The organism is Arthrobacter sp. ZBG10 (genome assembly GCF_001238605.1).
In the GTDB taxonomy this organism is placed as follows: Bacteria; Actinomycetota; Actinomycetes; order Actinomycetales; family Micrococcaceae; genus Arthrobacter.
This window is the reverse complement of sequence record NZ_LFQH01000068.1, coordinates 16474-40966: the sequence shown is the minus strand read 5'-3', so window position 1 is coordinate 40966 and position 24493 is coordinate 16474. Positions and strand designations below refer to the sequence as shown.

At 62.4% G+C, this 24493-nt stretch carries 29 protein-coding genes and 1 pseudogene; 12 read left to right on the top strand and 18 right to left on the bottom strand.

Going from position 1 to position 24493, the window contains the following annotated elements; all coding sequences use genetic code 11:
- Window positions 1–27: 27 nt before the first annotated feature.
- The 5 genes from ACU18_RS16195 to ACU18_RS16175 all read right to left on the bottom strand — a co-directional run bounded on the left by ACU18_RS16195 (window position 28) and on the right by ACU18_RS16175 (window position 3812).
- Window positions 28–375, bottom strand: a complete 348-nt coding sequence (locus ACU18_RS16195; RefSeq protein ID WP_013600997.1) for an RNA polymerase-binding protein RbpA — start codon at window positions 373–375, stop codon at window positions 28–30.
- A gap of 248 nt (window positions 376–623) precedes the next feature.
- A complete protein-coding gene (locus tag ACU18_RS16190; protein ID WP_050687229.1) occupies window positions 624–1565 on the bottom strand; it encodes an SPFH domain-containing protein in 942 nt (313 codons plus the stop codon).
- A gap of 33 nt (window positions 1566–1598) precedes the next feature.
- The gene (locus ACU18_RS16185; RefSeq protein ID WP_050687227.1) at window positions 1599–2066 is read right to left on the bottom strand and encodes an NfeD family protein; all 468 of its coding nucleotides are present in this window, start codon (window positions 2064–2066) and stop codon (window positions 1599–1601) included.
- A gap of 127 nt (window positions 2067–2193) precedes the next feature.
- The gene (locus tag ACU18_RS16180) at window positions 2194–3072 is read right to left on the bottom strand and encodes a methyltransferase domain-containing protein (RefSeq protein WP_050687226.1); all 879 of its coding nucleotides are present in this window, start codon (window positions 3070–3072) and stop codon (window positions 2194–2196) included.
- Between the two features lie 59 nt (window positions 3073–3131).
- Window positions 3132–3812 (bottom strand): peptide deformylase, encoded by a 681-nt coding sequence (locus ACU18_RS16175; protein ID WP_050687223.1) that lies wholly within the window; start codon window positions 3810–3812, stop codon window positions 3132–3134.
- A gap of 61 nt (window positions 3813–3873) precedes the next feature.
- Between ACU18_RS16175 and ACU18_RS16170 the strand changes: the two genes are divergently transcribed.
- Window positions 3874–4287: a nuclear transport factor 2 family protein gene (locus ACU18_RS16170; protein ID WP_050687219.1), complete on the top strand. Its 414-nt coding sequence runs from the start codon at window positions 3874–3876 to the stop codon at window positions 4285–4287.
- 12 nt (window positions 4288–4299) lie between these two features.
- On the opposite strand, the gene ACU18_RS16165 is transcribed toward ACU18_RS16170, so the two are convergent.
- The 5 genes from ACU18_RS16165 to arr form a co-directional block, all read right to left on the bottom strand.
- Window positions 4300–5448, bottom strand: a complete 1149-nt coding sequence (locus ACU18_RS16165) for an FAD-dependent oxidoreductase (protein ID WP_050687217.1) — start codon at window positions 5446–5448, stop codon at window positions 4300–4302.
- A 1-nt stretch (window position 5449) separates the two neighbouring features.
- On the bottom strand, window positions 5450–6100 hold the full coding sequence (locus ACU18_RS16160; RefSeq protein ID WP_050687235.1) for a class I SAM-dependent methyltransferase: 651 nt from the start codon (window positions 6098–6100) through the stop codon (window positions 5450–5452).
- Window positions 6101–6149: 49 nt separating this feature from the next.
- Window positions 6150–7346, bottom strand: coding sequence for a type III polyketide synthase (locus tag ACU18_RS16155; RefSeq protein WP_050687215.1), 1197 nt, complete (start codon window positions 7344–7346; stop codon window positions 6150–6152).
- 106 nt (window positions 7347–7452) lie between these two features.
- Entirely contained in the window at window positions 7453–7893 is a 441-nt protein-coding gene (locus ACU18_RS16150; protein WP_050687213.1) for a VOC family protein, read from the bottom strand.
- Window positions 7894–7944: 51 nt separating this feature from the next.
- The gene (gene arr, locus ACU18_RS16145) at window positions 7945–8355 is read right to left on the bottom strand and encodes an NAD(+)--rifampin ADP-ribosyltransferase (protein WP_050687211.1); all 411 of its coding nucleotides are present in this window, start codon (window positions 8353–8355) and stop codon (window positions 7945–7947) included.
- Window positions 8356–8407: 52 nt separating this feature from the next.
- Between arr and pcp the strand changes: the two genes are divergently transcribed.
- Window positions 8408–9049 (top strand): pyroglutamyl-peptidase I, encoded by a 642-nt coding sequence (pcp, locus tag ACU18_RS16140; protein WP_050687232.1) that lies wholly within the window; start codon window positions 8408–8410, stop codon window positions 9047–9049.
- Between the two features lie 58 nt (window positions 9050–9107).
- On the opposite strand, the gene ACU18_RS16135 is transcribed toward pcp, so the two are convergent.
- Together ACU18_RS16135 and ACU18_RS16130 are read right to left on the bottom strand one after the other, a co-directional pair.
- Window positions 9108–9644 (bottom strand): DUF3090 domain-containing protein, encoded by a 537-nt coding sequence (locus ACU18_RS16135; protein WP_050687209.1) that lies wholly within the window; start codon window positions 9642–9644, stop codon window positions 9108–9110.
- Window positions 9645–9716: 72 nt separating this feature from the next.
- Window positions 9717–10340, bottom strand: coding sequence for an SRPBCC family protein (locus ACU18_RS16130; RefSeq protein WP_157407791.1), 624 nt, complete (start codon window positions 10338–10340; stop codon window positions 9717–9719).
- Here ACU18_RS16130 and ACU18_RS20480 point away from each other — a divergent pair.
- Window positions 10305–10544 carry a DUF6924 domain-containing protein gene (locus tag ACU18_RS20480; protein ID WP_442853719.1) on the top strand — a complete coding sequence of 80 codons (240 nt, stop codon included), beginning with the start codon at window positions 10305–10307 and terminating at the stop codon, window positions 10542–10544. The two genes, ACU18_RS16130 and ACU18_RS20480, sit on opposite strands and share 36 nt — an antisense overlap.
- Before the next feature lie 233 nt (window positions 10545–10777).
- On the opposite strand, the gene ACU18_RS16125 is transcribed toward ACU18_RS20480, so the two are convergent.
- Window positions 10778–11500, bottom strand: coding sequence for a hypothetical protein (locus tag ACU18_RS16125; RefSeq protein WP_157407790.1), 723 nt, complete (start codon window positions 11498–11500; stop codon window positions 10778–10780).
- 460 nt (window positions 11501–11960) lie between these two features.
- Window positions 11961–12194, bottom strand: coding sequence for a hypothetical protein (locus tag ACU18_RS19760; protein ID WP_157407788.1), 234 nt, complete (start codon window positions 12192–12194; stop codon window positions 11961–11963).
- 284 nt (window positions 12195–12478) lie between these two features.
- Here ACU18_RS19760 and ACU18_RS16120 point away from each other — a divergent pair, with 284 nt between their 5' ends.
- The 5 genes and pseudogenes from ACU18_RS16120 to ACU18_RS20475 all read left to right on the top strand — a co-directional run bounded on the left by ACU18_RS16120 (window position 12479) and on the right by ACU18_RS20475 (window position 17128).
- Window positions 12479–12910 carry a LexA family protein gene (locus ACU18_RS16120; RefSeq protein ID WP_050687204.1) on the top strand — a complete coding sequence of 144 codons (432 nt, stop codon included), beginning with the start codon at window positions 12479–12481 and terminating at the stop codon, window positions 12908–12910.
- Window positions 12911–12939: 29 nt separating this feature from the next.
- Window positions 12940–14221: pseudogene (locus ACU18_RS16115) on the top strand (Y-family DNA polymerase).
- A gap of 36 nt (window positions 14222–14257) precedes the next feature.
- Window positions 14258–14533: a hypothetical protein gene (locus ACU18_RS16110; protein WP_050687202.1), complete on the top strand. Its 276-nt coding sequence runs from the start codon at window positions 14258–14260 to the stop codon at window positions 14531–14533.
- Window positions 14534–15079: 546 nt separating this feature from the next.
- Window positions 15080–16162, top strand: a complete 1083-nt coding sequence (locus tag ACU18_RS16105) for an Ig-like domain-containing protein (protein WP_197273607.1) — start codon at window positions 15080–15082, stop codon at window positions 16160–16162.
- Window positions 16163–16738: 576 nt separating this feature from the next.
- Window positions 16739–17128 (top strand): RCC1-like domain-containing protein, encoded by a 390-nt coding sequence (locus ACU18_RS20475; RefSeq protein WP_050687198.1) that lies wholly within the window; start codon window positions 16739–16741, stop codon window positions 17126–17128.
- A 165-nt stretch (window positions 17129–17293) separates the two neighbouring features.
- Here the strand turns inward: ACU18_RS20475 and ACU18_RS19755 are convergent, their stop codons facing one another.
- On the bottom strand, window positions 17294–17593 hold the full coding sequence (locus ACU18_RS19755) for a hypothetical protein (RefSeq protein ID WP_157407785.1): 300 nt from the start codon (window positions 17591–17593) through the stop codon (window positions 17294–17296).
- A 584-nt stretch (window positions 17594–18177) separates the two neighbouring features.
- On the opposite strand from ACU18_RS19755, the gene ACU18_RS19980 reads away from it, so the two are divergent.
- The 3 genes from ACU18_RS19980 (at window position 18178) to ACU18_RS16085 (ending at window position 19391) form a co-directional block, all read left to right on the top strand.
- A complete protein-coding gene (locus ACU18_RS19980; RefSeq protein ID WP_157371002.1) occupies window positions 18178–18396 on the top strand; it encodes a hypothetical protein in 219 nt (72 codons plus the stop codon).
- 42 nt (window positions 18397–18438) lie between these two features.
- Window positions 18439–18639, top strand: a complete 201-nt coding sequence (locus ACU18_RS16090; RefSeq protein WP_157371001.1) for a hypothetical protein — start codon at window positions 18439–18441, stop codon at window positions 18637–18639.
- 218 nt (window positions 18640–18857) lie between these two features.
- Complete coding sequence (locus tag ACU18_RS16085; protein WP_050687191.1) at window positions 18858–19391, top strand: helicase associated domain-containing protein; 534 nt, start codon at window positions 18858–18860, stop codon at window positions 19389–19391.
- A gap of 1019 nt (window positions 19392–20410) precedes the next feature.
- Here the strand turns inward: ACU18_RS16085 and ACU18_RS19975 are convergent.
- From ACU18_RS19975 to ACU18_RS16070, 3 genes are all read right to left on the bottom strand, one after another.
- Window positions 20411–21064, bottom strand: a complete 654-nt coding sequence (locus tag ACU18_RS19975; protein WP_050687189.1) for an META domain-containing protein — start codon at window positions 21062–21064, stop codon at window positions 20411–20413.
- 626 nt (window positions 21065–21690) lie between these two features.
- Entirely contained in the window at window positions 21691–22869 is a 1179-nt protein-coding gene (locus ACU18_RS16075) for a hypothetical protein (RefSeq protein WP_157407783.1), read from the bottom strand.
- Window positions 22866–23174, bottom strand: a complete 309-nt coding sequence (locus ACU18_RS16070; protein WP_050687185.1) for a hypothetical protein — start codon at window positions 23172–23174, stop codon at window positions 22866–22868. The genes ACU18_RS16075 and ACU18_RS16070 overlap by 4 nt, the downstream gene beginning before the upstream one ends.
- A 201-nt stretch (window positions 23175–23375) precedes the next feature.
- Between ACU18_RS16070 and ACU18_RS16065 the strand changes: the two genes are divergently transcribed.
- Window positions 23376–23840 (top strand): hypothetical protein, encoded by a 465-nt coding sequence (locus ACU18_RS16065; protein WP_050687183.1) that lies wholly within the window; start codon window positions 23376–23378, stop codon window positions 23838–23840.
- Window positions 23841–24493 lie beyond the last annotated feature (653 nt).

The following is a 24493-nucleotide window of genomic DNA, read 5'->3' as shown; positions in this document are numbered from 1 at the left end:
GGGATGGCCCCTTTTCTGTTGCGGCAGCTAGGCTGAGCGACGCTCTCCGCGGCGTTCCCGCAGGATGGTCAGGCGGTCCTCAAGAATCTGCTCCAGCTCGGGAAGGGACCGGCGTTCCAGCAGCATGTCCCAGTGCGTGCGGACAGCTTTGTCGTTGCTGGTGTCGGGGCGTTCGCCGTCCACCAGGAGCGCTTCCTTGCCGGTCTTCGAAACCCAGACCGGGGGAATTTCCGCTTCGGAGGAGAAGGTGACAAAAACCTGCTCGCCGTCTTCGCAGCGGTACTCGACCCGCTGGCGCGGCGCCGGCTCGACGCCGGACTCGGTCTCCATGCTCTGCGCGCCAAGGCGCATGCCCCGCAGGCTGCGATCGCTCATGATTTCTCCCTCTGGTCGTTACGCGGTAGGAAAACCCGCGCTGGCCGGCAGTAACGAAGCACCGCCGGACTTCTTTGTGCTCTGTGCTGCATCATAGGATTCAACGCATCGCGAAGCTGTGTTGTTCCAGCGGATTGCTCCAGCCGGACAAATACCCGAGTATACCGGTTCAACCGGCGCAGGCACAAAACAGGGGAGGGGACCCGCAGGTTACTGCGGATCCCCTCCCGGGCAATCAGCCCGGTGGTTCAGGGCTGGGCGGGCGCTGCCGGGGTGGCGGCGAATCCGTCCGCTGAGGGATCCGGGTTGGTGCCGCCCAGGGCGCCCCCGATTCCCTTCAGTGCCTCAGTGAGTTCGCTGGGGATGATCCACAGCTTGTTCGACGTGCCTTCGGCAAGTTTCGGCAGGGTCTGCAGGTACTGGTACGCCAACAGCTTCTGGTCAGGGTTGCCCTTATGGATGGCGTCGAAGACCTTCTGGATGGCTTGCGCTTCACCGTCGGCGCGGAGGATCGCCGCTTTCGCGTCGCCCTCAGCCTTCAGGATGGACGACTGCCGCTGGCCTTCGGCCGTAAGGATGGCGGACTGCTTGGTACCCTCAGCCGTGAGGATGGCCGCACGGCGGTCCCGCTCGGCGCGCATCTGCTTCTCCATCGAATCCTGGATGGAGTGGGGCGGATCGATGGCCTTGAGCTCCACCCGGGACACCCGGATGCCCCAGCGGCCGGTCGCTTCGTCGAGGACGCCGCGGAGCTGGCCGTTGATCTGGTCCCGGGAGGTGAGCGCCTCTTCGAGGTTCAGCCCGCCCACCACGTTGCGCAAGGTGGTGGTGGTGAGCTGTTCCACGGCCTGGATGTAGTTGGCGATCTCGTAGGTCGCGGCGCGGGCGTCGGTGACCTGGAAGTAGACCACCGTGTCGATGGAGACCACCAGGTTGTCCTCGGTGATCACGGGCTGCGGCGGGAACGAAACCACCTGTTCACGCAGGTCCAGCAGCGGCAGCAGCCGGTCCACAAACGGGATCAGGATGGTCAGGCCGGGATTGAGCGTGCGCTGGTACTTACCCAGCCGCTCCACCACGCCGGCCCGGGCCTGCGGAATGATCCGCACCGACCTGACCAGGACAATCACCACAAATATGATCAGGACTACCAGCACAATGGCCAGGGCGGTCCCTCCTGCGTTTTCCATACATCTCCTCTTTCCCCAATTGATAAGACTCTGTCAGGACTGGGCGGGGGTGGCCGGTGGCGGCGTTGACACCACTGCTGTGGCGCCTTCAATGGCGGCCACCACCACGTGCTGGCCGGCGGGCAGGTCGCCCGCGGAGGAGCGTGCGCTCCAGATGTCGCCACCGATTTTTACCAGCCCGCCGGCTGTGGTGACGGCTTCCATCACCACGGCGGACTCGCCGATCAGGCGGTCCACGTTGGTCCGCTGCTCAGCCGGACCCTTCTTGATGTGCGAAAGGGCCACGGGGCGGACGAAGGCAATCATCAGCAGCGAAACGACGCAGAAAATGATGATCTGCAGCCAGCCCTCGGCGCCGGCGAAGTCGGCAACCAGGGCCGCAAGGGCGCCGCCGCCCAGCATGATGAAGAACAGGTCGAGGGTGATCATCTCGATCACCGCAAATGCCAGGAACGCGGTGAGCCACAATGCCCACCAGTTTTCGCCCAGCCATTCGAACATGCCGTTCCCCCTCTGCTTCGTGGAGCCGCGTGCCGCAGACCCCCCAGTCACTGCACTTCCATCCTAGTCCGGACGCCTCCCGGAGGGGGCGGGCGCATCCGTGCGGGCCGGGATATTGGCCAAGTCGTTACTCCGCCGGCGTCTGCGCAGGGGTGAACACCAACAGCTTGAGGCGGGCTTCGGCAGTCACGGGCTCCCTGCTGCCCGCGAGCCTGCCGGCGATGGCCTCGCGGCCCAGGTGGTGGCCGGCTGGCCCCATAAAAGCCAGGTCCGTTGCCTGCGACACCGTGAGTGACAACGGAATGTCGATGTCCGAGGATGATTCGAGATCGAAATGCGAGGCCATGGCAGCAGCCAGCCGCGCGTCCTTACCCTCCTCAATGGCCAGCATCCCGGTGCGCGCAGCGAGTTCGGCGAGGTGGCCGCTGCGGGGGGTGACCACCACCAGCCGACCGGCGGGCCGCAGGACCCGGGCGAACTCGGCAGGATTCCGGGGCGCGAACACCACCGTGACGGCGTCCACGGAATCTGTTGCCAGGGGAAGCGGCTGCCAGATGTCCCAGACCAGGTTCATGGCCTCCGGGTTGAGCCGGGCTGCCCGCCGCAGCGCGTATTTGGAGATGTCCAGGCCGTAGGCAGCGGGGGCCGTTGCCGCTGCCTGGTCAAGGAGCACCCGAAGGTACTGGCCCGTCCCGGTGCCGGAATCAAGGACCGCCGCGCCGGTAGCCGGCAGGACACGGACGACGGCGGCTGCCACGGCGGTTGCCAGCGGCAGGTAATGCCCCGCGGCGAGGAAGGAGTGGCGGGCTTCGACCATGGCGGCAGAGTCCGCCTCGAAAGCCGTCCCTTTCCCGACCAGAAAGTTGAAGTAGCCCTGCCGTGCGGCGTCGAAACTGTGCCCTGCCGGACAGACCAGCCGCTTCCCGGCCTGCGGATGGGCTCCGGAAGGCTCGAAGGGTTGCCGGCATACCGGGCACAGCAGGGAAAGGTGCGGGGCAAAGGGCATGGATACCACTTTAGGCGGCGGACCCGGCGCTGCCCGGCGCAGTGCCGCGGCCGCTGCCGTCAGGCGACGCTGATACCCGCCGGTCCGGCGTCGAACCCCAGCCCTTCGCTGGCCTTGTCGATGCCGGGGCCCGCCCAGTGCGCAGCGTATTCGGCGTTGCTGCTCAGCGAGCGCAACTGGGCGCGGTCCACGTACAGAACCCCGTTCAGGTGGTCCGTCTCATGTTGGACAATCCTGGCCTGCCAGCCAAAAAATTCCCGCTGCACCGCACCGCCGTCGACCGTCAGGAAGTCGAGCCGGACAGTTTCCGGCCGGGCCACCACTGCCTGCAGTCCGTTCAGCGACAGGCAGCCTTCGTAGAACGAGGCGTGGCTGGCTCCCAGCGGCGTGTACCGGGGATTGACGATGGCCAGGAAGTCCAGCGGTTCCCGCCGCCTGAGCGCTGCCGCCTCCGGGTCGACGTCGAATTTGTCCTCCAGGACCGCCAGCTGCAGCGGGATGCCCAACTGCGGTGCGGCGAGTCCCACGCCGGGCGCATCATGCATAACCCGCCGCATCAACTCGATCAGCCGTTCCAGCTGGTCGCCGGGCAGCTGGCCGTCGTAGGCGGCTGCACGCTGCCGCAGTACCGGGTGTCCCGCCTGCACAATGGGCGGCAGGTCACCGGTGGCCAGCATGGCCTCGACCTGTTCGGCGATCTGCGCCGGGCTCTGGGTTGCTTCCGGGGGATTGTTGCTCATGGGCAAAGCCTAGCGGCGCCGCCGGGCGTGCACGGCCGGCGGCTGGGTTAGTCTCGAAGGCATGGCCACTGAACCCCAACGTGTTTCATCCCCGCGTGAGCTGGTGCTCGAGTTCATCCGGACCCTGGAAGCCGGCGGCGGCGCGGCGCAACTGAGGCCCTTCCTGGCGGATACCTTCACGCTGGTGGAGGCGCCGCACCTGCTGGCGCCCGAGGGTGCCACCCGGAACCTGGCCCAGGTGCTGCAAGGAGCGGACCAGAGCTCCGAAGTTGTTTCCGGCCAGGAGTTTGTGATCAAGCGGACCACCAGCGGGGACGGACGCGTTGTGGTGGAAGCCGACTGGTCCGCCACGGTCCGCATGGACCTGCGTTACTGGGACCGCGGCGAAACCATCCGCGCCAGCACTTCCTCCGTGTTCGAAGTCAGCGACGGCCTGATCACCAGCCAGGCCAGCTACGACTGCTACTACCGGTAGGCTCCGCCCCGGTCACTGCATGGTGAACCGGCGGGCCACCCAGCGGTTCACAGGCGGGCTGGACGCGACCGCGGCCAGGGCGGCGTTCCGCAGGCCCAGCAACGCCGGTGGGAGCGGCCGGCCCAGCATCATGTTGATTCCGGCCTGCCGGGCGGCCCGGGCGGCGGCCTGCCGCCTGCCGGACTCATAGCGGCACACCTCCGCGGGCGTGGCGGTGCCGGCCAGCACGCGGTGGATCAAGGGGGCCAGGGCCTGGGCATCCAGCCAACCCAGGTTCATGCCCTGCCCGCCGATGGGACTGATTTCATGGGCGGCATCACCCAGCAGGACCACCCGGCCCAGGACTGTTTTCCGGGCGGCGGTGGTGTGGACGGAGAAGGCGCTCAGCATGGAGTTGCTGCCTGGCTCGGGCAGGATTCCCGTCCGGTCTCGGACCAGGTGGGCAAGATGCAGCGGATCCGTGGCGGCTGCGGGTGCCCCGAGGCGGACCACCCAGCGGCGGACGCCACCGGGCAGCGGAAAGGATTCCACGATGCCGTGCCGTTCCAGGAACAGGACGGCCTTTTCTCCATGGGTGCCGGCATCGGCGAAATCACCCATCAGGTAATGGTCCGGATACGTTTTCCGGGCGACGGGTACACCCAGCTGCTGCCGCAGGCCGGACCGGGCCCCGTCCGCGGCGATGACCACTTGTGCCGCGTAGCCGCGGGCCGGGTCCGCGGCACCCAGGCCGGGCCCAACGCTGACGGCAACCTGTCCGCCGTCGTCCGCTACGCCCGTGACCCGTGCACCCCGCACCAGCGCGTCCGGGTCCAGGGTCCGGACGCGTTCTGCCAGGAGCTGCTCCGTCCGGTGCTGGGGGAGCGCCAGGACAAAGGGATAACGGCGCGAAACGCTGCTGAATTCCATGGCACCTACCGTCCTGCCGCCGCTGATGGCCAGGCCGCGGCGGATGGGGACGCCGGCGTGGACCAGGGCGGAGGCAAGCCCGACGTCCGCAAGCGCCGCCAGCGCCGGAGGGTGGATGCCGATGGCACGGGAGTGCCCGTTGGGGGATGGCCGCTGCTCCAGGACCCGGACGCGGACGCCGGCCTGGAGCAGCAGGGCAGCCAGGTAAAGCCCCACCGGACCGCCGCCCACTATGACCACATCCGTTTCCATATCAGCCGTGCCGGAAGGTGAGGACCTGGTGGAACGCCTGGTTCAGTTCCACCTGCCACCCCTGGGGAGCGGCAGCCCGCAACTCGGCCGGGGTATAGCTGCGCCGGATGGAGGTGAGCCCGTCCGCGCGGATGAAGGAGCTCCGGAACGGCAGGGCTGCGGCGCTGAAAAGGGCAAACGCCGTGGGGCTGCGGCGCAGGTCGTTGTGCAGGACCGATCGTGTGGCCAGCTGTTCGGAGTGGGACAGCAGCTCGTTGAGCTGTTCCGGCGGCAAGTGATGGATGACGTGGTTGGAAATCACCACGTCGTACCTGCGTCCCTCGGCCACAAGGTCCCGGCTGTGGGCCTGGCGGAACAGGACACCCGGCCGGGCAGGGCGCCGCAACGCAAACGCGGCAGCACGGGGGTCAGGATCGATGCCCGTCAGGTCAAGCCGCAGCCCGTCCCGGGCGGCCCACCGGGCAAGCAGGGTGGCGAGGTCGCCCCCGCCGCAGCCGATGTCCAGCAGGGAGACCGGCCAGACCGCCGTGGCGAGGAGCGGCCGCAGTTCCCGGCGGTACAGTCCCCGCCAGCCGGAAAACAGCCGGTTCACCGGGCCGAACTGGCGGTAGGTATTTTCGAGCAGCACGGGATTGCAGTCGGGGCGGTCCATCAGTTCCACGGCGTCCACCGCCCGCTCGCTCAGCAGGAGTCTCACCGGGTCAGGCCACCGGCGCTTCCTGCAGCGAGGCTCGGCCGGAAACGGTTTCGCTGCCGGCCGCGGCGGAGGTGCTCGGCAGTTTGGTGAACAGGGCAGTTTCCACTGTCAGGCCCGGCCCGAAAGCCATGGAACAGATCCGTTCATCGCCCGGCTCCGGTTCCTGTTCCACAATGTACTTGAGGACAAACAGGACGGTGGCGCTGCTCATGTTGCCGTAGTTGCGGAGGGTTTCCCGGGCCGGCACCAGCTGCTGGTCCGTCAGGCCCAGGCGGGACTGGACTTTGTCCAGGATGCTCCGCCCGCCGGGATGGATGGCCCAGTGCCGGATGGCGGTGTAGGGGAGCGGCACCAGGTCCGGGTCGCGGGCCAGGAGCGGCTCGAGCGCCGCTACGATGTGGTCATCGATGATGTGCGGGACGTAGTTGCCCAAAACCATCTCGAAGCCGTGGTCACCGATGTTCCACGCCATGGAGTCCTCGCCCACCGGCGTCAGGACCGTCTCGAAGTGGTCCAGCTGCAGCAGCGCCGTCCCGTCCGGGGCGGGTTGGGAGGTCACGACGGCGGCCGCGGCTCCGTCCGCGAACAGCGCCGACCCCATGATGGTGTCGGGGTCGTTGGAGGTCCGGACGTGCAACGAGCAGAGTTCTGCACAAACCACCAGCACCACGGCGCCCGGGTCCGCCTCGCAGAACAGCTTCGCGGCGCGGAGGGCGGGAAAAGCTGCATAACAGCCCATAAAGCCGAGGTGGTAACGCTGCACAGAGGGGTTCAGTCCCAATTCCCGGACGATTTTGTAGTCCGGGCCGGGGTTGAAGAAGCCGGTGCAGGACACCGTGATGAGGTGCGTGACGTCGCCCGGGCTGAGGTCAGGGCAGGCCCTGAGGGCTGCAGCGGCAGCTTCAACAAAAAGTTTGGTGGCTTCCCGGCCGAAGATTTCATTGCGCACCTTGGTGCTGGGATTCAGCAGGAGCCCGGTGGCCGGGTCGAAGAACTGCGGATCGTCCGCGCGGAAGTCCTTGGTCAGTTCATCCACGGCGGTGTAGCGGGTGTCGATGGCGGCCGAGTCGAAACACGTGCTGACCAGCCGCGATCCGAGCCGGGTCAAGCCGGGTTGGGCAGCGAACACGTCACGCGCCTCGGACTGGACCAGGGTGGTTTTTGGAACTGCTGTTTCGAGTGCCCGCACATAGACCGTCATTGGTTCATTCTTGGCGAGCCTCCGGAAGAAGACAATGCTTTGGGCCGTTGACCTGCACAATCTGTTGATGGGGGAGCCGGTGAGCAGCCCTGCTTCGGCGCAGCCGTCAGTTTTTTGTGTTCAATGCCTCGGCGAGCATCACGATGATTCCGCTGGGGCCCCGGACGTAGGAGAGTTTGTAGACGTCCCCGTAAGTGGCAACTCCACGCAGTGGCCGGCAGCCGTGCTTCGCGGCGATCTCCAGGGCAGCGTCGATGTTGTCGACGGAGAACGCGACGCGGTGCATGCCGATCTCGTTGGGGAGGGTGGGCTCCGTTTCGATGGCGTCCGGATGGATGTATTCGAAGAGCTCCAGGGTGCCGTGGCCATCGGGTGTCTGGAGCATCGCAATTTTGGCATGGTTGCCGTCGAGGCCCACGGCGGTATCGGCCCATTCTCCGCTGACGGTGTCCCGGCCCACCACTGTGAGACCGAGGTCGGTGAAGAAGGCGATGGTTGCTTCGATGTCGCGAACGGCAATGCCGACGTTTTCAAGTTTGATGGCCATGCACAGCACGCTACCCAGCCGGGCCGGGCCCTGGAAAGGGCAGGATCCTGGTCAATTGATGATTTTGGCACTTTGGTCCGAGCGCAGTACCGCCAGCCGCTCCTGCCAGGCCAGCAGCGCAGCGGGCGTCAGTCGGGTCCAGTCAGTGACCTCGCCGATGACCCGCAGCGGCTCTGCACTGCGGAACGACCGGGTGGGATTCCCCGGGAATTTTTTGTCGGTCACGTTGGGGTCGTTTTCGAACGCCCCGGTGGGCTCCACGGCGTAGACGCGCGGGGCCCCGTCGCCAGGTGCGAGTTCCGCGGCGAGTCCGGCACCGTCCTTCAGGGCGGTGAAATAGATATGGTTCATCACCACCTCCGGACGATAGTTGGACCGGAATCCGGCCCTGAGGAAATCGCCGTCGCGGAGATCGGCTTTTGTACCGTGAAAGAACGGTCCTTCATCCAGGGGTTGGCTCACGCTTTCAGTCTAGGCATGCCGGGGGAGAGGCAGGCTGGTTAGGGTGGAACCCATGATCCTGATTACCGGCTTCGAGCCGTTCGGACACGAGAAAATAAATCCATCCTGGCTGGCTGCGCGCCGGGCAGTGGCGATCCTTCGGGCCGAAGGCCTTGCGGTGGAGGCGATGGAGCTGCCTTGCGTCTTCGGTGAATCGGCGGAGGTCCTCCGGGAAGCCATTACCCGACTGGATCCGGAGCTGGTGGTCTGCGCAGGCCTGGCGGGCGGCAGGGGACGGGTGTCCCTCGAACGCGTGGCCATCAACTGCGATGACGCCCGCATCCCGGATAACAAGGGCGGGCGGCCCATTGATCAGGAAGTTGTCCCCGGCGGACCGGCCGCATACTTCTCCACCCTTCCCATCAAGGCTGCGCTTCGGGATCTCAACCTTGCGGGCATCGACGGCGAGGTCTCGCAGACGGCAGGCACTTACGTGTGCAACCACATTTTTTACGCCCTGATGCATGCCCTCGCGGACAGGCCCGGTGCCCGGGGCGGCTTTGTCCACCTTCCGTACCTTCCAGAACAAGTCCCGCCGGGCAGCGCCGCCCCGTCGATGACGGTGGAAACGGCAGCCAACGGAATCGCCGCCGTCGTCCGCGCAAGCCTGCGCACCCGAACCGATGTTGAAATGTCAGCCGGCGCCACCCACTAAGCCTTGCTTTGCGGGCTGCTGCCTATATTGCAGGACCTCCCGGTGCGCGCCGTCGGCGTCAGCCTTCGGGAACTGTGCAGGTATGCCCGTCGGCGTCCATGGGATAACCGCAGAGCGGGCACATCGGACGTCCGGCACCCACGATTTCGCGCGTGCGCTTGGCGAACGCGCGGGCTGTTCCTACGGGCATCCGGACCAGAAGTTTTTCGGTTTCCTCAGCGTCGTCGATATCCTCGGGATCGGCGTCGGTGAGCGGGTAGGCCTCGACGACAACCTGCGCCGTCGTGGGGTCCCACCCGAGGCTCATCGCGCCGGTCCGGAACTGTTCCTGGACGGGCTCGAGCTGGTCGTTGTCGACAAGTTCGATGGGAGTGCCCGTGGGGACGCTGAACGGGTTGCCGTCGATGGTGATGAGTTGGTCGAGGATTTCGTCGACCTTTTCGGCGAGCAGGGCTGACTGCTGCTTTTCAAGGGCGATGGTCACGATCTGCGTCCCGGCGCGCACCTGCAGATAAAACGTGCGCGCCCCGGGGAGGCCGATGGTGCCAACGACGACCCGGTCAGGCCAGGCAAACTCGTGAACACGTGTAGGCATGTGAATATCTTAGGCACATGGGGTTCATGGCGTCTTTCGCCCGGCGTTTTCGGGGCGTCGGCGGTTCGATGGCTAGGGGAGTACCGGGAGCATCCGGTTCATCCGCTGATGCCGTGCTTCGAATGTCCTGCGCAGCTGGCCCACGAGCAACGTGCGGTCCACCCGTGCCCCGAACGGACCGGCGAAACGCAGGGTGTCGGTATAGCGGCTCCCGGCGCCGTCGTCCACCGCAGTATGGGTGTGGTGGAAGTACCGGAAGAAGCCCCGCACCTGCTGGTCGCTGAATCCAGAACCTGGCCTGTAGGAGTCGATGAACGCCACCCACTGCACAGGGACCACGTTCTTCAGCCACCAACGGAAATGGTAGGTGCCGCCCAGTTCGCCCGTCTCGGTTGACGACCAAATGACCTGCATGGCGCCAGGCATAATCGCAATGAAATTTTGACGCTGGAGGCAGAAATCGATCACAACGTCAGCCGGCCGAGGCAACCAAGATTCCACACGTAACTCACATACTTCATCCGGTTCCTCGAGGAGCGCCAGTCCACCGATGCGGCTGCGGCCGGCGTAGGCACGTGCCGAACGTTTCTGCTCGGCAATCAACGAAACTGAGTCGGTGGCCAATGCTTCCCCCCAGCCGATTGGTCGGTACAAACCTTGATGGTGCGAGCCTACACTCAGCTTCTCTTCCGCCACATTCCCAAACTGGCCTGCGCGGGTATTCGTGGCACGGAGCGGCTCCCCGGGCAGGTCCGTCGTGCGGCTCTGGAAACAGACAAACAAGCAGTCGTTATCTTCATTGTGGACAGCGCCGCTCTAGAACCTGACTATCCGCTATTGGTAGTTCACTTGGGCGACTTGTCACATGAATCATTCCGGTGCGTTGCCAATGAACTTTGAGGAGTCGATAACAACTTGAACAGTACATGGGCGTTAGCGGCGGCCGAGTACGCGTCGTCGGATTCGTGATGGGCCGGGAGTTTTCATAGCCACTTCTACTCGATTGTTCTAAACGCCGATAATCTACATTATGTCAAGTAGGACAAGAATCCTCGCATTTTTTCCATGATCACCACGCGTCCGGCGACGGTGCCCTGCGCCATACACCGTGGACTTCGTGGCAGGGTGTTTCGTTAGCCGTGGGCCAGGATGGCGTCGATGAGTTGGGCCAAATCCGGTGCGTCGTTCGGGGTGACTGCCGGCCCGGCTTTCACTGCTGTGGCTGCCAGGGTCCCTTTGATGCCCGTCATGGTCAGCGTTGTCTGGGTTTCCCCGGTGGCAAGGGTTTGTTTGCCCAGGGCGGCGAATGATTGGTCTCCGGCGGTTTTCGCGGTTATTTGCTGGACTTCGGTGGTGATCTTCTGTCCGCCAAGTTCGATGGTGAAGTTGCTGCACGCGGCGGCCGCTTTTTGTGAAGCTTCCAGCTGACCGGTCATTTCCTGGGCGTTTTTGAGGGCAATGACGGTCACCACGATCGATGTCTTTTCTTCCGCTGACACGGTGGTTCCGGCGGCGTAGGTGCTGCCTTCGGGGACCTGGGCATTGCTATCGGAAAAGGCTTTGCACTCCGGCGGGGTGAACACGGCTGTTTTCAGGAGCTCTTTGGCTTTGATGATGCCCTGGTCGATCTGCGCCGCGGGAACCACCGTCAGGTCGCGGCCCTGGGCGTCCTTCAGGGTGGCCAGCACAGAGCTGAGGTCTGCATCCGTGTAGGTCTTCGCAGGGCTGGGCTCCGGGCTGGCGGATGGTTCAGGTGCAGCGGAGGTTACTGGTTCTGTTCCGGTGCCTGTTCCACACCCCGCGAGGGCAAAGAATGCGGTCAGGACGAGGGCTGTGAATGTAGTGCGCCTTTGCATGGACTGATCCCCTTCAGTTCGCCGGCCGCCCCGAGTTTCGGGGCATGTCCCGGAACCGTAACCCTGGGAGTTCCTGCCCCAGGCTGATACGGCCGTGCTGCTCACGCACAGAAGCGGCCGGGCGGGGTTTACCCCCTCCTTGCCACCGCTGCCTGGCGCGATACCCACCAAGCTATGCGGCCCAATCGCAAACCGGGCACAGTAATCAGTACCTGCTTTACATTCCACCCGCTACTCCCCCGGCTGGAAATCCGCCACGGGGGTGCCGCCAGTGACCAGCTGGTGCGGGACTCTTCCTCTGACCCACCTGGATCCTGAAGATGCGGGGATCTCTGTGTGGTCATCCGGTCAGTTGGGTTCCGTTTCCCCGTGCTCGACAAAGGCCCGGAGGGGTTGAGCTTTTGCCGTGCCCGGGATGTTTGTACAGGCATCAATGGGACTCAGGGGCTAATTCAGAGTGCTATTGGCGCTGACGGTAGTCGTGCAGAATCCGGTCCTGCACTGAGCTTGAAGAGTGCGAAGCTAACTCAGCAGCGATCCGCTTGCCTTGTCTCAGCCGGAACGCGTTCACAACCCATGGGGATGCAATCCACACCACGGCGAGGGCTTTCGACCAAAGCGGCACCTCCAAAAACGCCACAACCCCCACGGCCACCGTCAGGAAGATGGCCACCAGGTAGGGAAAGAACCTCACCCGGACAACTTAGCAGAACCCCGCGGGCACGGGTTACAGAGCAGCCCTGCAGGCGCCGAGCCCGCACGTCCCCGCCACGTCGCCAGTCGAATCGGGATCCCCGAGTTCCTGCTGCGCTGTGGACCTTGCTATAGGTCGGCAGTGCCCATTGGCGGGCAGATGAAGCCCTTGCGAACAGCTCAAAGCTGTCCCCCGTGGGTTCAACCCTCCCGGTCGGCACCCCGAATGTCAGCGTCCCGGCATACACTCAAAGAGTCGAACATATATTCGAATAAAGGTGTGTTGTGAGCGTTGTTGTTGGTCCCCGCGTGATAGATGCGGGCGTGTCGTTGGTTTCGGCGTTACTCTCTCCAATGCCGGTCGCGGCGGGTTTCCCCTCGCCGGCGCAGGACTATTTTGATGGGCGGATCGATTTGAATGCGCACCTGATCAAGGACGTCACCAGCACCTATGTGGTGCGGGTGTCCGGGGAGTCGATGGAGGGCGCGGGGATCAGCGACGGGGATGAGCTCATCGTCAACCGTGCCCTGCGGCCCACAGACGGGTCCGTTGTTGTCGCTGTCCTGGACGGTGAGTTGACCATCAAACGGCTGCGGATCACCGCCGGCAAAGTGATCCTGCAGTCTGAGAACCCCCGCTACCCCGACATTGAAGTCCCGGCCCTGTCGGATCTGACCATTTGGGGTGTCGCGACCCGATGCCTTCACCACGTCTAGGGGCGCGGTCCGTGTCGAAGCCAGCGTTGATGCGGCATATGCCGCAGCTCGCCCATGTGGATGTGAACTGCTTCTACGCTTCCGCGGAACGGGCGTTCAATCCGTCCCTGGAAGGCAAACCCGTGATCGTGCTTTCGAACAATGACGGGTGCGCAGTCACCCGCTCCCCCGAAGCCAAAGCCCTCGGTATCGGTATGGGTGACCCGTGGTTCAAAATCGCCCCCCGCGCCAAGGAATGGGGGCTGATCGCACTGTCGAGTAACTACGAGCTCTACGGCGACATCAGCTCACGGGTCATGGAGCTGCTGGGCCGGTACTCGGCCTGGCTCGAGGTCTACAGCATCGATGAAGCCTTCCTCGGCGTCAAAGGCGAACCCACCCACCTCCGCACCCTGGGCCGGGAGATAAAAGACGCCGTCCGGGCCCATATCGGGGTCCCGGTCTGTGTCGGGATCGCACCAACTAAGACCCTGGCGAAACTGGCGAACAAATGGGCGAAGAACAACCCGGCATTCGCCGGGGTCTGCCACTGGGACTCCGTGCCCACAGCGGAACGGCAACGGCTAATGCGATCCCTGCCCGTCATCGAAATCTGGGGCGTGGCCACCAGACTCACCAAACGCCTCAACGCCCTGGGGATCCACTCCATCCACGACCTCGCCGCCGCAAACCCCGTCATGATCAGGGACCGGTTCTCCGTTGTCATGATGCGCACCGTCCTGGAACTCCAAGGCCCCCCCTGTATCCCCATGGAAGAAGAACGTATCGGGAAGGAACAACTGATCTTCTCCCGTTCGTTCGCCACACCCATCACCACCGCCGCAGGGATCCGGCAGGTCATGAGCGTCTACGGACAACAAGCCGCAGCCCGGCTGGCCAAACACAACCAGCAAGCCAAAGTCCTCACCGCTTTCGCCGGGACCTCCCACTTCAACCCCCAAGACACCTCCTACCCCTCCGTGTGTGTACCGCTGCCCATGCCGACCGCGGACCCGGTCCTCCTCACCCGGGCAGCCCACGCGCTGCTGCCCAAAATCGTCGACGGCATCCGCTACGCCAGGGCCGGGATCATGGTCACCGACCTACGCCCCTCCGGAAACCAATCCCCCCTCTCCCTGTTCGAGAACCCGCACGAAGAACGCCACATCGGCACCCTCGTTGAAAACGTCACCAAACGCTACGGCCGTGGATCCATCGGACTCGGGCACGGCGGGATCCGCCAAGGCCTGAACTGGACCATGAAACGCGACATGCTCTCCCCCCCGATACACCACCCACTGGGACGAACTGCCCCTAGCCAAAGCCGGCTAACCACCCCCACCCCGAACACCCCACAGCACAGCACCCGTGGTCGACGTCCGCTTCACCCTCGACGGCACCCCGTTGGCGGTGAGGTACGACGGACACATCTGGGGCGTCGCCGCGGACCCTGTGCGCCGGTACGAACGCGAATCCTGGTGGGAAAACCAGACAAGAGTGCCCGCCGGCGCCGCCGTTGTTGACGTCACCATCTGGCAAGTCCAGGTCCAACTCCACGGCGGCGCCCCCTTACGGACCATGCAGCTGCGCCAGCCAGCGATGACCGACCACTGGATCCTGACCTCCATCGATGACGCCGCCTAACCCCACCACGGCCGCGGCGGTGCTGCATGGGCAGGCGGTCCAGGGCTCGGCCGCGCGCCAGTCGACACCAAGGTCCACTTCCACGGTTTGGCCGGCAGGGGACGCACCAGAGAAATTCGCGAACTGCGGTGCGTTAGGTACCACCGCTACTCAGCGTCCCGGGCCGCTGCCCCAGCCGCCGTGCGCAGCTGGTCTGTGACCCCGAGGTCTTCCTGTGGCGGGCCGCGAACGAGGAGTCAGAGTTTCGTTGCCAAGGCCGGTAGCAACGATGAAACGAAGACAGAATTATTCCTGGCAGGACGGGTCGCCTGGCCGCATGAGGTCGTTGTCCCCGGCCTCAGCGGGGGTTGAGATGGAAGCCACGGTGAGCCCTGCTGAATTTTCTCCATATAGGGGGAATCAGACCAGTCCCGGACTTCGCGCAGCCGGACACCTATCGCATTCCCTGGAGCGGGCCTATTCTGTGGGTGTTGGCCACACCAGGCCTGCGGAGGTGCTGGGGCTTTCCGTGACGTTATGTCATCGGAAAAAGAGAGTCGGTACCCCATGGAGAACTCATCCAAGTCCACTGCCCCAGCAGCAGCCCGCAGCCTGCGGTATCGGATCTCCCCAGTCCTGTCATTGATGGCCGCCGCGATCATCGCGTGTGCGGGCTTCGCGGCGCCGGCGCAGGCTGCCGGTACGGCCGGCACCTACACGACGGGCCGGTCGGAAGTTGGCCTGGTTGCCTACGAGTCTGACCTGGCGTTCGCGAACAACTCGATACAGGTTGTGGCGTGGGTTAGTTCGGCGCTGCCCAGCACCAAAGTCCCGTCCGGCACCGTCAGCCTACTGTCCGACACCACCGGCAAGGTGCTGAGCGTAGGCGATGTAAACACCGATGAGCCGTTCTTGGGCGTGACGTTCATGGACTCGCCCGCTCTTTCTCTGGGGGCGAATTACTTCAAGGCGGCGTATTCGGGCGACGCCAACTTTTCGCCCAAGACCATCAGATTCGCGATACAGGGCATCAGCGGACCAAAAACCCAAACAGCTATCACCGTCAGTCCGGCCGGATCGTCCGTCGCTGGCCTACCCATCACCATCACGGCCCGGACCACGGCGCTGCCTTCCGGTCCGCTCACCGGACGCCCCGTTGGGGAATACATCCTGGAGATCGACGGCGTTGAGGTCGATTACCACTACATAGGGGCGGGGTGGCAGTACGTCTTTACCGTCACTAACCTGCCCGCGGGACAGCACATGTTCACCGTAAGGTACGTGGACCAGCTAGGTAACTACGGATCGTCGACGTCCGCGCCGGTGACCTACACAGTCACGCCTGCACTGGGTGCGGTGAAGACCGAGTTTCATTCCTCGCATCACGGTGACATTCCGGCCGGGACTGCCGTTACGGTCCAAGCGGTGATCAAACCCGGTGTTGTTGGCGGAGCCACGCCTTCGGGATGGGTGCAATTTTACGACTGGAACACCAAAGTAGGGTCGCCGGTGAAGCTGGTCAACGGCAAAGCGGGCTACACGCATTCGACGCTGAAGTATGGGAAGCATGTCCTTCAGGCCAGGTACCTTGGCTCCAGTTCCTATATGGCGGTGTTTACTCCGGCAAGGACGGTCATCATCGGCAGCTGATGCCGGCGCCCGGTGATGTTCTGCTGATGTGATCAGCCGGCCGGACAAACGTCCGGCCGGGATCCCTTGCGGTCTGATGAAAGGCCCGCATATGCGCATCGAATGTACACCCGCCGGCCCTGGAGAGTGACTGACACCTGAGTCGACGCGCATCACTGAGATCCGGCGATGCAGCCCTGCGGGAGACAGCAGGGATGTCAAAGCAGTCAGAAGTCGCTTGCGATGCGGTACGGCTGCCGGCCGGCGCTGGGGCTGGAGTGACCTGTCGTGGCCACTCAGGGCAATGTGTTGTCCCAATCGTCGCGCCAGTTTCCGAACATTCCAAAGTTGAGGTTGTCAGAGGGGTTATGCCGGCACCGGCCCCTTACCGGGAGGTCATTGATTCGATCCTCGTCATGAGCAACAGCGGTGTTTCCGGAGTGAGGATCCACGGGAGGTAGTGGAGTCCTCTTTTGCGCTGCAGCAGTCGGCATAAGTCGTTTCTTTTGCGAGACCGGCACAGGAGCCGGCTGCTTCGGAAGCACTTTTCTCTGTCATTTGATTTCCTGAAGGAGTATGCCGACACGTTAAAACGAGGTGTGCTTTGTGGATCTGAGAAAGGTCCAGCAGTTCGGTATCCGGCTGGTACTTCCTGAGCAATATCTCTGCTTCGTGCCGGTGCAGGTCAGGGGCCTAACCGTCGTTCAGAGTATCGTCAGCCCTTACTGTTCTGCTTACGCGGTGAAGACCGATGGGACGGTGTGGTCCTGGGGCCTGAACAGCTTCTTTGGCCAACTTGGGAACGGCACCACCACCGACTCCTACGTGTCGGTCCAGGTAACGGGTTTAACCGGGGTCAGAAACGTGGTTGCCGACTCTTTCTCGGTCCACGCGGTGAAGACTGACGGAACGGTGTGGGCGTGGGCAGTAACGACTACGGCCAGCTCGGGAACTTCAGTCCCAATCTATCCACCATTCCCGTCCTAGTCTCGCAGCTGGCGGGCGTTGAGAACATGACCACCGCCTACGAATCGGGATACGCGGTAAAGACTGATGGGGCGTATGGGCCTGGGGTCACAACGACCGCGGTCAATACGGCTAGGCGACGGCACCACCACAGACTCGAGTGTGCCGATACACGTGGGCTGAGCTCTAATAAAAAGGGAAAGCTTTGTTCTCGATTAGATCAATTCTCACAATACGTCGTTTGTGAGTGCTGCCGCCGACAGGTTCCCAGCTTCTAAGTGAGACCCCTTTTCTTACAAGGCCACGTAGCACGGCGACGCCACATACCGTGGAGCCATGACGAAAGAAGAAATAGCCCTCTGGGTTCAGGTTGCCGCCGTGGTCGCGGCCGTCGTAGCCGCGATAATTGCGTTGGTCATTTCCGCGCTGGATCGCCGGAATGCGAGACAGATAGCCGCGGAAGACCGGCGTATAGCGCTGGAGCATGATCAGTTGCTTTTCGAGCAGTCAGAGTTGCTGCGCTTGCTCCAAAACTTGCGCCGTGGCAGTCATACTGACGCGGACCTATGTTGAGGTCTCCCCCTTTACTTATGAGACACGGGGAAGGCCATCAGGTCTGCCGCGATCGCCGGCGATTGATCAGGAGGCTCGTGCCAGCCGGCTGTACTGCCCAGGACGGCCGCGGGTAATCGTCCTTCCAGCTCTGAACGATCAACTGAATAGGACTCAGAATTCTTTGTAGATCCGAAGCGAAAAACGAAATCCCTCCAGCCTGAGGCCGGAGGGATTTCGTAGAGCAGTGAAACATCCGCTCATCACCCAGCGTAGTGGGCAAGGGACCGGTTAGTAGTGGAGTTCGAAGTCCAGGTCGAGATCTCTGTTCTCGGTGAATTCGCGCCAGGGTGGGCCGTTGGGTGCGGTGCAGAGACTGGTTAGGCCTCCCGGTCAGCCGTGGCGAGAAATTCGAGCGGAGGCGCCTACAAGACATTGCGAAAGAAATACGAAAGGAAGCTCCACCGGCATGAACTCTCCGGGATGATGAGCGTCAGGCTCTCTACAGATTGGGGCGCATGTTCACAGGCAAGGGCAAACCAGACAGCAACCGGTCCCGGGCGAGGAAAGTCGGGCTTGGCTACTGCGTTATGGCCGTCGTTTCCTGGGTTTTGGCCGTCTACGTCGGCATTGAAAGCTCAAACTGGTTCGTTCTTCTCATCCCAGCTGCAGTGACCCTCGCCGCAGCGGGATACATCTACGTCAATGAAAGAGATCACCGTGATGCGCCACGGTGAGGCCCCGAAACATCTGCCACGCTATCCGTTCAAGGAGAAGTTTTGATGCTGCCAAAGTCGAATCGTGACCGGAGCCGTCTCATCGCTGCTGGTTTCGGCGTCAGTGCCTTGGTGTTCATGATCATTGGCGTGTTCATTGCTCTCAGCCAACAAAACTGGCTCGTCTTCTTCCTTGCACTCGGGATAGCTGCATGCGGGGCCCTGTACCTCTATTCGCAGGAACGTGGCCACAAAGAGCCGTAACCCGCGACAGCAAACAAGACCACGAAAGCAGGGGCGCCTGAAGTGCTCGCCACCATCTCGGGTAGAGAAGCATTCCGCGATGCAATGCAGACAGAGATCATCGGACCCGGTCTCCGCATCATCAGTCTGTGCGCGTTCATCATCTATAAACGTATGAACAGACGAAAATAGGCCCCGACGCCCCCGAGACGATCAGCACAGCGAGGAATGCCTAGGAAATGACCGAGCGCCGGCGTGCAGCGCCGAACCCCGAATGGGTCCAGATGTACAGACAGGGCATACCCGCCCGGAAGATCGCTACCCTGGCCAGAGTCGCCGGCTCCTCGGTCCGATATCACCTCGCCCTGGCTAAACGGCAGGACCCCGGCCTTGCTGAGGCAAACCAACAGCTACTCCCCCGCACACCAAGGACCACCACCGCCGGCCGCACCAACCTCCAAGAAATCCTTACCTTCTTCCACAGCACGGGCCGGCTCCCCTCCGCTGGCGGGACCACGGCCCGGGAACGGGACGAAACCCGCTGGGCCACCCGCTTCGCAGCACTCGTCGCCTACCGCGCCGAGGGCAACGACTGGCCCCGACACAACAAGACCACCGACCCATACGAACGCCAACTCGGCCTCTGGCTCCATGGCCAACGGATCACCGCTCGCGCCTCAAAGCTCGAACCACGGAAAGCAGCAATGCTCGACACCACACTCCCAGGGTGGCGGGCCGGCAGGAAACACAGCAACCGCGGACCGCAGGCGTAGATATCTGAAGCAATAGTTAGGACAAGAACATGGCACTTCTCTACCTGGTTGCTGGCTGCATCTTCTTCGTGGGGTTCGGAATAAGCTACTTTCTCTGGCAAACGGCAGATCGCCGTGGACGATCACCGGAGTTCAGAAAAAGAACTGTCATCTCAAGTGTCCCTGGTTTGGTTCTCGTTGCGACCTGCTTGGTCCTTTTCCTGCTGAATCAGCCTTCTACCGAAGCGACGTTGGGCGTCATTCGATGAGTAGGAGATCGCTCACGCACGAGGGCGCCGAAGTGCCGGTAGAACGCTTCCCGTCAGATCTCGAACCCGCGGGGAAGCCTGCCTTCCAGTTCGAGGCAGTTCGTGAGGTTCTTCGGCGGATACCAGGGTCTCCGATGAGCGACGGGAAGAACCCTCATTCGTTGAATCTCACTGATTACTCCAAGCTGCACTAGGGGGAACATGCCATGACGCCCGTACTGATCGCAGGCCTGGTTGTTCTGGCAGCCGGCATCTTCGGATGGCTAATTTCGAAACGCCTAGCTAGGATCGCAGGCAGATCCCACCCGTTTCTCGCAACAGATACTGATCGAATCAGGTTTCAAAAACGACAGCTTTTCCTCATCAGAATCACGGGCTCATCGCTTGCTCTTTTCGGCCTGGGACTATCAATTTTCGGACTGGTTAATGGGGTCTAGTAAGGACTAATCCCCCGGGCCGTAGCCAGCGAAGGGAGTGAACGGGTATGGACCCGTGCACTCCCTTCTTCTGTGTTGTTGGATAGCGGCCAACGAGAACAGTATGTCGCAAGATATGGGGGGGTCCGCTGAGTGACTGCTTAGGTGCCCGCTTTCAGGTATTGCATCCTTCACGTCATTGTCGCTTCAGACGATTGAAATTACTCGGCCTAAACGTGCTGCGCCCGGAGCCCGAAACATGGGACAAGCACTCTCAATGACAACGCAGGGCCCCGTAAAGGATCCTTTAGCGGTAACTATGAGAACGCATGGAGTTGATCGGCAACGGCTGGGCTTACTGGTGAAAGGGAAGCTGGGCGTTAGGCGGGAAGGGAGAGACTCCTTGTGCGGGGGTTAGAGTGAACCACTCGCCGCCCTGCTTGGCGGCGAAAATGATGAATCTCTGGTTGGAATCGAGTGGATCCCCTTCGGGGTAGGAATCGCTTCCAGTGCAGGTCGGGGGCATGGAGGAAATGTGGAGGTTCCCGTCTCCGGGATCCCCCTTGAGTATCTGCTCGACTTCAACAAGGTGGGTCGTTGCCTTGGAACCATAAATGCTGGTTTCGCCGGCCCGGCCGACGGACCTTCCAACGAGCACCGCGGCGGCGTTGTCGTATAAGTCCTGAGGGGTTTCGAACCGGACCCAGTCAACGCACGACACCGGCCCGCCGTCTGAAAGTGGGCTGCTAGGAGGACCAGAGATTGAACCGGTGGAGGTTATCGTGGGCTCGGCCGTTCCCGGTTCGCCTGGAGACTTTCTGAAGTTGAGTGTGTCACTGTCGCTCTTCCAGGTGAGATTCCCGTTGCTGAAGGTCTGTTCAATCGGGCGCTGCAGGAAATTTAATACCCACTGCTGCTGCTCGCCGGAATCGCCAGTGCAACCGCTCGCGCCGATTGCGATGTCCCCGACGGTCAGGGTGGTACCAGTGATGGTCGCTGGGCCGCTCATGGGTCCGCATTTGGTTGATACAGCAAGCCAAAGTTCCCCATGTGCGGCAGCCAGCTGCGCGCTCACGCCGGCAGCTGCCCATGGAAGGTCTTGATTGTTGCCGGTGGCTGAGATGGCCGTGTAGTCCGTGCACGGGGCCGACGGTAGGAACGCCGCGCATGATTCTTCGGGCGGGGAAGTGCTGCTGGAATGCGGAGTTGGGTTGGTTGACGTTGGGGATTCGATGGAGACGGGCGCGGCGCTGCCTGGCCCGCCTATTCTCATGTCACCGCACGATGTCAGCAGCATCCCAACAAATAAAAGAGGAACACCGGAACGCCACAACCGCGGCTGGCTTCGTTGCATTCGCTTGTCCCCACTGTCCGCTGCCGTGGAAGGCTGGGCAGGTGCCCTCAGCATTCCACCTGTATCCCCTTTTGTGAAGGTGGAAGCGGGACAGCTAAAAATCTACCGAAAACGCCCCTGTGATGTCCCGTAAAGGATCCCCTTGCGGGCTACTCCGCGCATCCGATAGGACCGTGAAAAGGCGTGGTTTACCGCCGACAGTCACGCATGCGGGAAATCTCGCCCTGACGTCAGTCTGGAGTTAGTACAAATGGACATAAGCTCGCCCAAGTGGCTCTAGTTCAGTGCCCGAATAGCGTGTGAGCCGGCGTCCTGAGGTGTTCTCCGAAGAAGTCTGCCTTTTTGTCCCTGAGCATCGCATCATTCATGAAGAGCGCGGACAGGCTGTGGCGTGCCGCGTCAAGAGTTTCCTGATGGGGATGACGCCCGTCAAACCAGGCTGACAGGTCGGTGTGGGTGAGAAGCAGAGAGGAGCGGCCAGCTGGTCTGGAAGCCCACTGTCCGTTGAAGTTCGGAAGCTTGTGGGTGCTGCTGAGGAGCTGAACCGCGAAGGCATCAGGAATGAGCCCGGCCATGAGCTCTTGCCCCCACATGGACGATGTTCGCAAATGGGGCCTGACTGGCCAGTCGAGGTCAATCAAGGTCTGCCAGGTGAAACCAGGCATGTTGATTCTCTTGACCAGTCCGTACTGCGCGTAGTCGGCCATCGCCTCCAGCACCCCCGTCAGCTCGGCGACACCGTCCTTCCAGCCGCTGGGTGGAAGATACCATTCAAACGTAAGGAAACCATCCCTGGTAATGGCGACGCGGCGTGCCTCGTTGGGTCCCGCCGCACAAGTCAGCGCGGCCGTGGGGATGGCCCCGTAGGCCGCCAACAGAAGATCCCCGCACTCTTGTTGCTCGCACTTAAACTGTGTCAACCCAGAGTTAACGAAGTACTTCCCGGACGGGACGTTGCACCAGCGAAGGGCATAGTCAAAAACCGTCCCCAGCACCATGGGATCGATATCCCAGTGATATTCCGCCCGCGCACGGCCGGCATTCGGAACCGGGCGAACAAATGATGGGTTTCCCCGCAGGCTGATCCCGGCCGCTATCGCTGGAAAGAACCGGTCAGAGTTTTCGAGGGGAGACTTTTGGAACCCGCAGGACATCAACCGGCCGGTAACTCCCTGCTCTCGCAAGTTATCGGCGATCCTGCGCACCAGTTCCAAAGCCTCTTTGCGGTCAGGCACATCATGAAGGATCAGCACCGGCCCCTGGGAGGTTGCGGCCACTCCCCCGAGGCCCATTTCCCCAAGGCCGGGTAGTGCGAGTTCCAACCTGGATTTTCGTAAACATGAAGCAGCCTGATCTACCGATAAGTCTGAGCGTAAACGCAGGTGGACCGTTCCACACCGCCTCCATTCATGCAAAATCATCTTTTCACTGACGCTCAGATCACTGGCTTCAATCTTCATCGGATCTCGAAAGAGTAGGTGCCCAGGGCTTCTTTGACGCCATGAAAATCCAGGGTGTAGTTCCCTGCGGGAAAGTTGTTGACCTGCTTGTCCCCGGCCCAGCATCGCCCAGTCGCGATCTGCGCGCCCGTGCCCTGAGACATCAGCTGCCATCGCCCGTAATAGGGATACGTCCCAATATCGAGGTAAAGGAACTGCCCACCAGCCGGAACCGCGAACGTATACAAATCCCGCGAAGCCTTCGTCTCCAAATTTCCCGCACTTGCGCCAAGAACACCACTACCGCCAGCCTCGTCCCAGTCCATACGGACAGTTACGCACGAAACCTCGCCTAAAAGCGGACCCCTGATTCTTTCTTGAGCCTTTGACCGTTCCGCAGCGCCGGCGTCCGGTGAAGGATCCTCTACCGGGGCGCCGCTCCGTCGCAGAGAAGGCACAATATATGCGTCCCCGACCCTATGGCGTGACGCGCTCGAATCGTGCGGTACGTATGTAAGGCTGATCAAATGGAGCTTCAACCGACCCCTGACCAGGCCATGGCCCTGATGACTTCCGGGCTGTTGGACGTCGACGACTTTCCTGACATTGCCGCCCAGTGGCTGGCGGACGGCATGGATTCGGCGAACCTTCGCACACTTGCCGGCGCCGACAACGAGGATCCCAACGACATCCGTGACTTGTGGACGGCAACCCTGCAGGACTTAGAAGTCCAAGCCATTCCACTTGAAAAGCAGTGGCCTTTGATCTGGGCATACGAACTAGCCTCATGGAAAACTGGCCAGCGAACCAGGGGGCAAATCCTCCGAGATGCCGTTCAATACCTTCGAGCAGTCGAGTATGCCGATCGAGACGCCGAGGAAGCGTATGTCCTATGGCAGCTTTGGGACGAGCTCACCAGCAACTACATCCCCCCAAGGACCGAAGATGAAATCTGGGCGGACGTAGACAAGTACCTCCACAGCTTCGATTGACTTACTTGCTCAACCTCTGCGCTTCGAAACACAAGCCATACAAGACAGCCGGAATGAACGGTATGGCGCCCGGCTAGGGTACCGCTGCGGGCGGCTACCGCCCTTGGGTTCTCTCGCGCTTCAAGGTGCTAATCGCCCTAAACAAGAGGTAAATCGACCCTGCTTCAAGCAGCGCATACGCGATCGTTCGCCACGAAGCCCCGTTGTTAGCGAAATCGATTGCACCAAACACCACCCAGAGAACGATCCCGATACCTGCGTAGACGGCCCATGTTCGGGGCGCTTCAATTTTTTTCATCTAGTCCCCGCGAACGCCCCAGTGAACTTGCTCCGACTCATCCGCCGGTCATTGCTCAAAGCCTAGCCACACCAGTCAAGGCATCCCGCATCAGGTATATCCGCTCCGGAACCGGTCAGCAGAGGCTTTACGCTTCCGAGTGGCCCCGTCCGTAAGCCGGTCGTTTAGCGTTCAGCCAGGCATGGATCCATTCCTCTGCTCCGTTGTCGGCCCCTGATGTGTACGTTTACCCCGAACGATGAAATGCACGGTGAGGGTGCCCTAACTGCTACGCCTCAGACTGCCGTGAAACCCTAGCGTTTCGAGGCGCTGCGGATCTGAGACACCCGGTGAGTTCAGAGAAGGAGTCGGAGCC

Bases quoted from the DNA above. Each gene is read 5' to 3' on its own strand.
- ACU18_RS16195 (WP_013600997.1), bottom strand. From the start codon at position 375: ATGAGCGATCGCAGCCTGCGGGGCATGCGCCTTGGCGCGCAGAGCATG.
- ACU18_RS16190 (WP_050687229.1), bottom strand. From the start codon at position 1,565: ATGGAAAACGCAGGAGGGACCGCCCTGGCCATTGTGCTGGTAGTCCTG.
- ACU18_RS16185 (WP_050687227.1), bottom strand. From the start codon at position 2,066: ATGTTCGAATGGCTGGGCGAAAACTGGTGGGCATTGTGGCTCACCGCG.
- ACU18_RS16180 (WP_050687226.1), bottom strand. From the start codon at position 3,072: ATGCCCTTTGCCCCGCACCTTTCCCTGCTGTGCCCGGTATGCCGGCAA.
- ACU18_RS16175 (WP_050687223.1), bottom strand. From the start codon at position 3,812: ATGAGCAACAATCCCCCGGAAGCAACCCAGAGCCCGGCGCAGATCGCC.
- ACU18_RS16170 (WP_050687219.1), top strand. From the start codon at position 3,874: ATGGCCACTGAACCCCAACGTGTTTCATCCCCGCGTGAGCTGGTGCTC.
- ACU18_RS16165 (WP_050687217.1), bottom strand. From the start codon at position 5,448: ATGGAAACGGATGTGGTCATAGTGGGCGGCGGTCCGGTGGGGCTTTAC.
- ACU18_RS16160 (WP_050687235.1), bottom strand. From the start codon at position 6,100: ATGGACCGCCCCGACTGCAATCCCGTGCTGCTCGAAAATACCTACCGC.
- ACU18_RS16155 (WP_050687215.1), bottom strand. From the start codon at position 7,346: ATGACGGTCTATGTGCGGGCACTCGAAACAGCAGTTCCAAAAACCACC.
- ACU18_RS16150 (WP_050687213.1), bottom strand. From the start codon at position 7,893: ATGGCCATCAAACTTGAAAACGTCGGCATTGCCGTTCGCGACATCGAA.
- pcp (WP_050687232.1), top strand. From the start codon at position 8,408: ATGATCCTGATTACCGGCTTCGAGCCGTTCGGACACGAGAAAATAAAT.
- ACU18_RS16135 (WP_050687209.1), bottom strand. From the start codon at position 9,644: ATGCCTACACGTGTTCACGAGTTTGCCTGGCCTGACCGGGTCGTCGTT.
- ACU18_RS20480 (WP_442853719.1), top strand. From the start codon at position 10,305: ATGGTGCGAGCCTACACTCAGCTTCTCTTCCGCCACATTCCCAAACTG.
- ACU18_RS16125 (WP_157407790.1), bottom strand. From the start codon at position 11,500: ATGCAAAGGCGCACTACATTCACAGCCCTCGTCCTGACCGCATTCTTT.
- ACU18_RS16105 (WP_197273607.1), top strand. From the start codon at position 15,080: ATGGAGAACTCATCCAAGTCCACTGCCCCAGCAGCAGCCCGCAGCCTG.
- ACU18_RS19755 (WP_157407785.1), bottom strand. From the start codon at position 17,593: ATGCTCCAGCGCTATACGCCGGTCTTCCGCGGCTATCTGTCTCGCATT.
- ACU18_RS19980 (WP_157371002.1), top strand. From the start codon at position 18,178: ATGTTCACAGGCAAGGGCAAACCAGACAGCAACCGGTCCCGGGCGAGG.
- ACU18_RS16085 (WP_050687191.1), top strand. From the start codon at position 18,858: ATGACCGAGCGCCGGCGTGCAGCGCCGAACCCCGAATGGGTCCAGATG.
- ACU18_RS19975 (WP_050687189.1), bottom strand. From the start codon at position 21,064: ATGAGCGGCCCAGCGACCATCACTGGTACCACCCTGACCGTCGGGGAC.
- ACU18_RS16075 (WP_157407783.1), bottom strand. From the start codon at position 22,869: ATGAAGATTGAAGCCAGTGATCTGAGCGTCAGTGAAAAGATGATTTTG.
- ACU18_RS16070 (WP_050687185.1), bottom strand. From the start codon at position 23,174: ATGGACTGGGACGAGGCTGGCGGTAGTGGTGTTCTTGGCGCAAGTGCG.
- ACU18_RS16065 (WP_050687183.1), top strand. From the start codon at position 23,376: ATGGAGCTTCAACCGACCCCTGACCAGGCCATGGCCCTGATGACTTCC.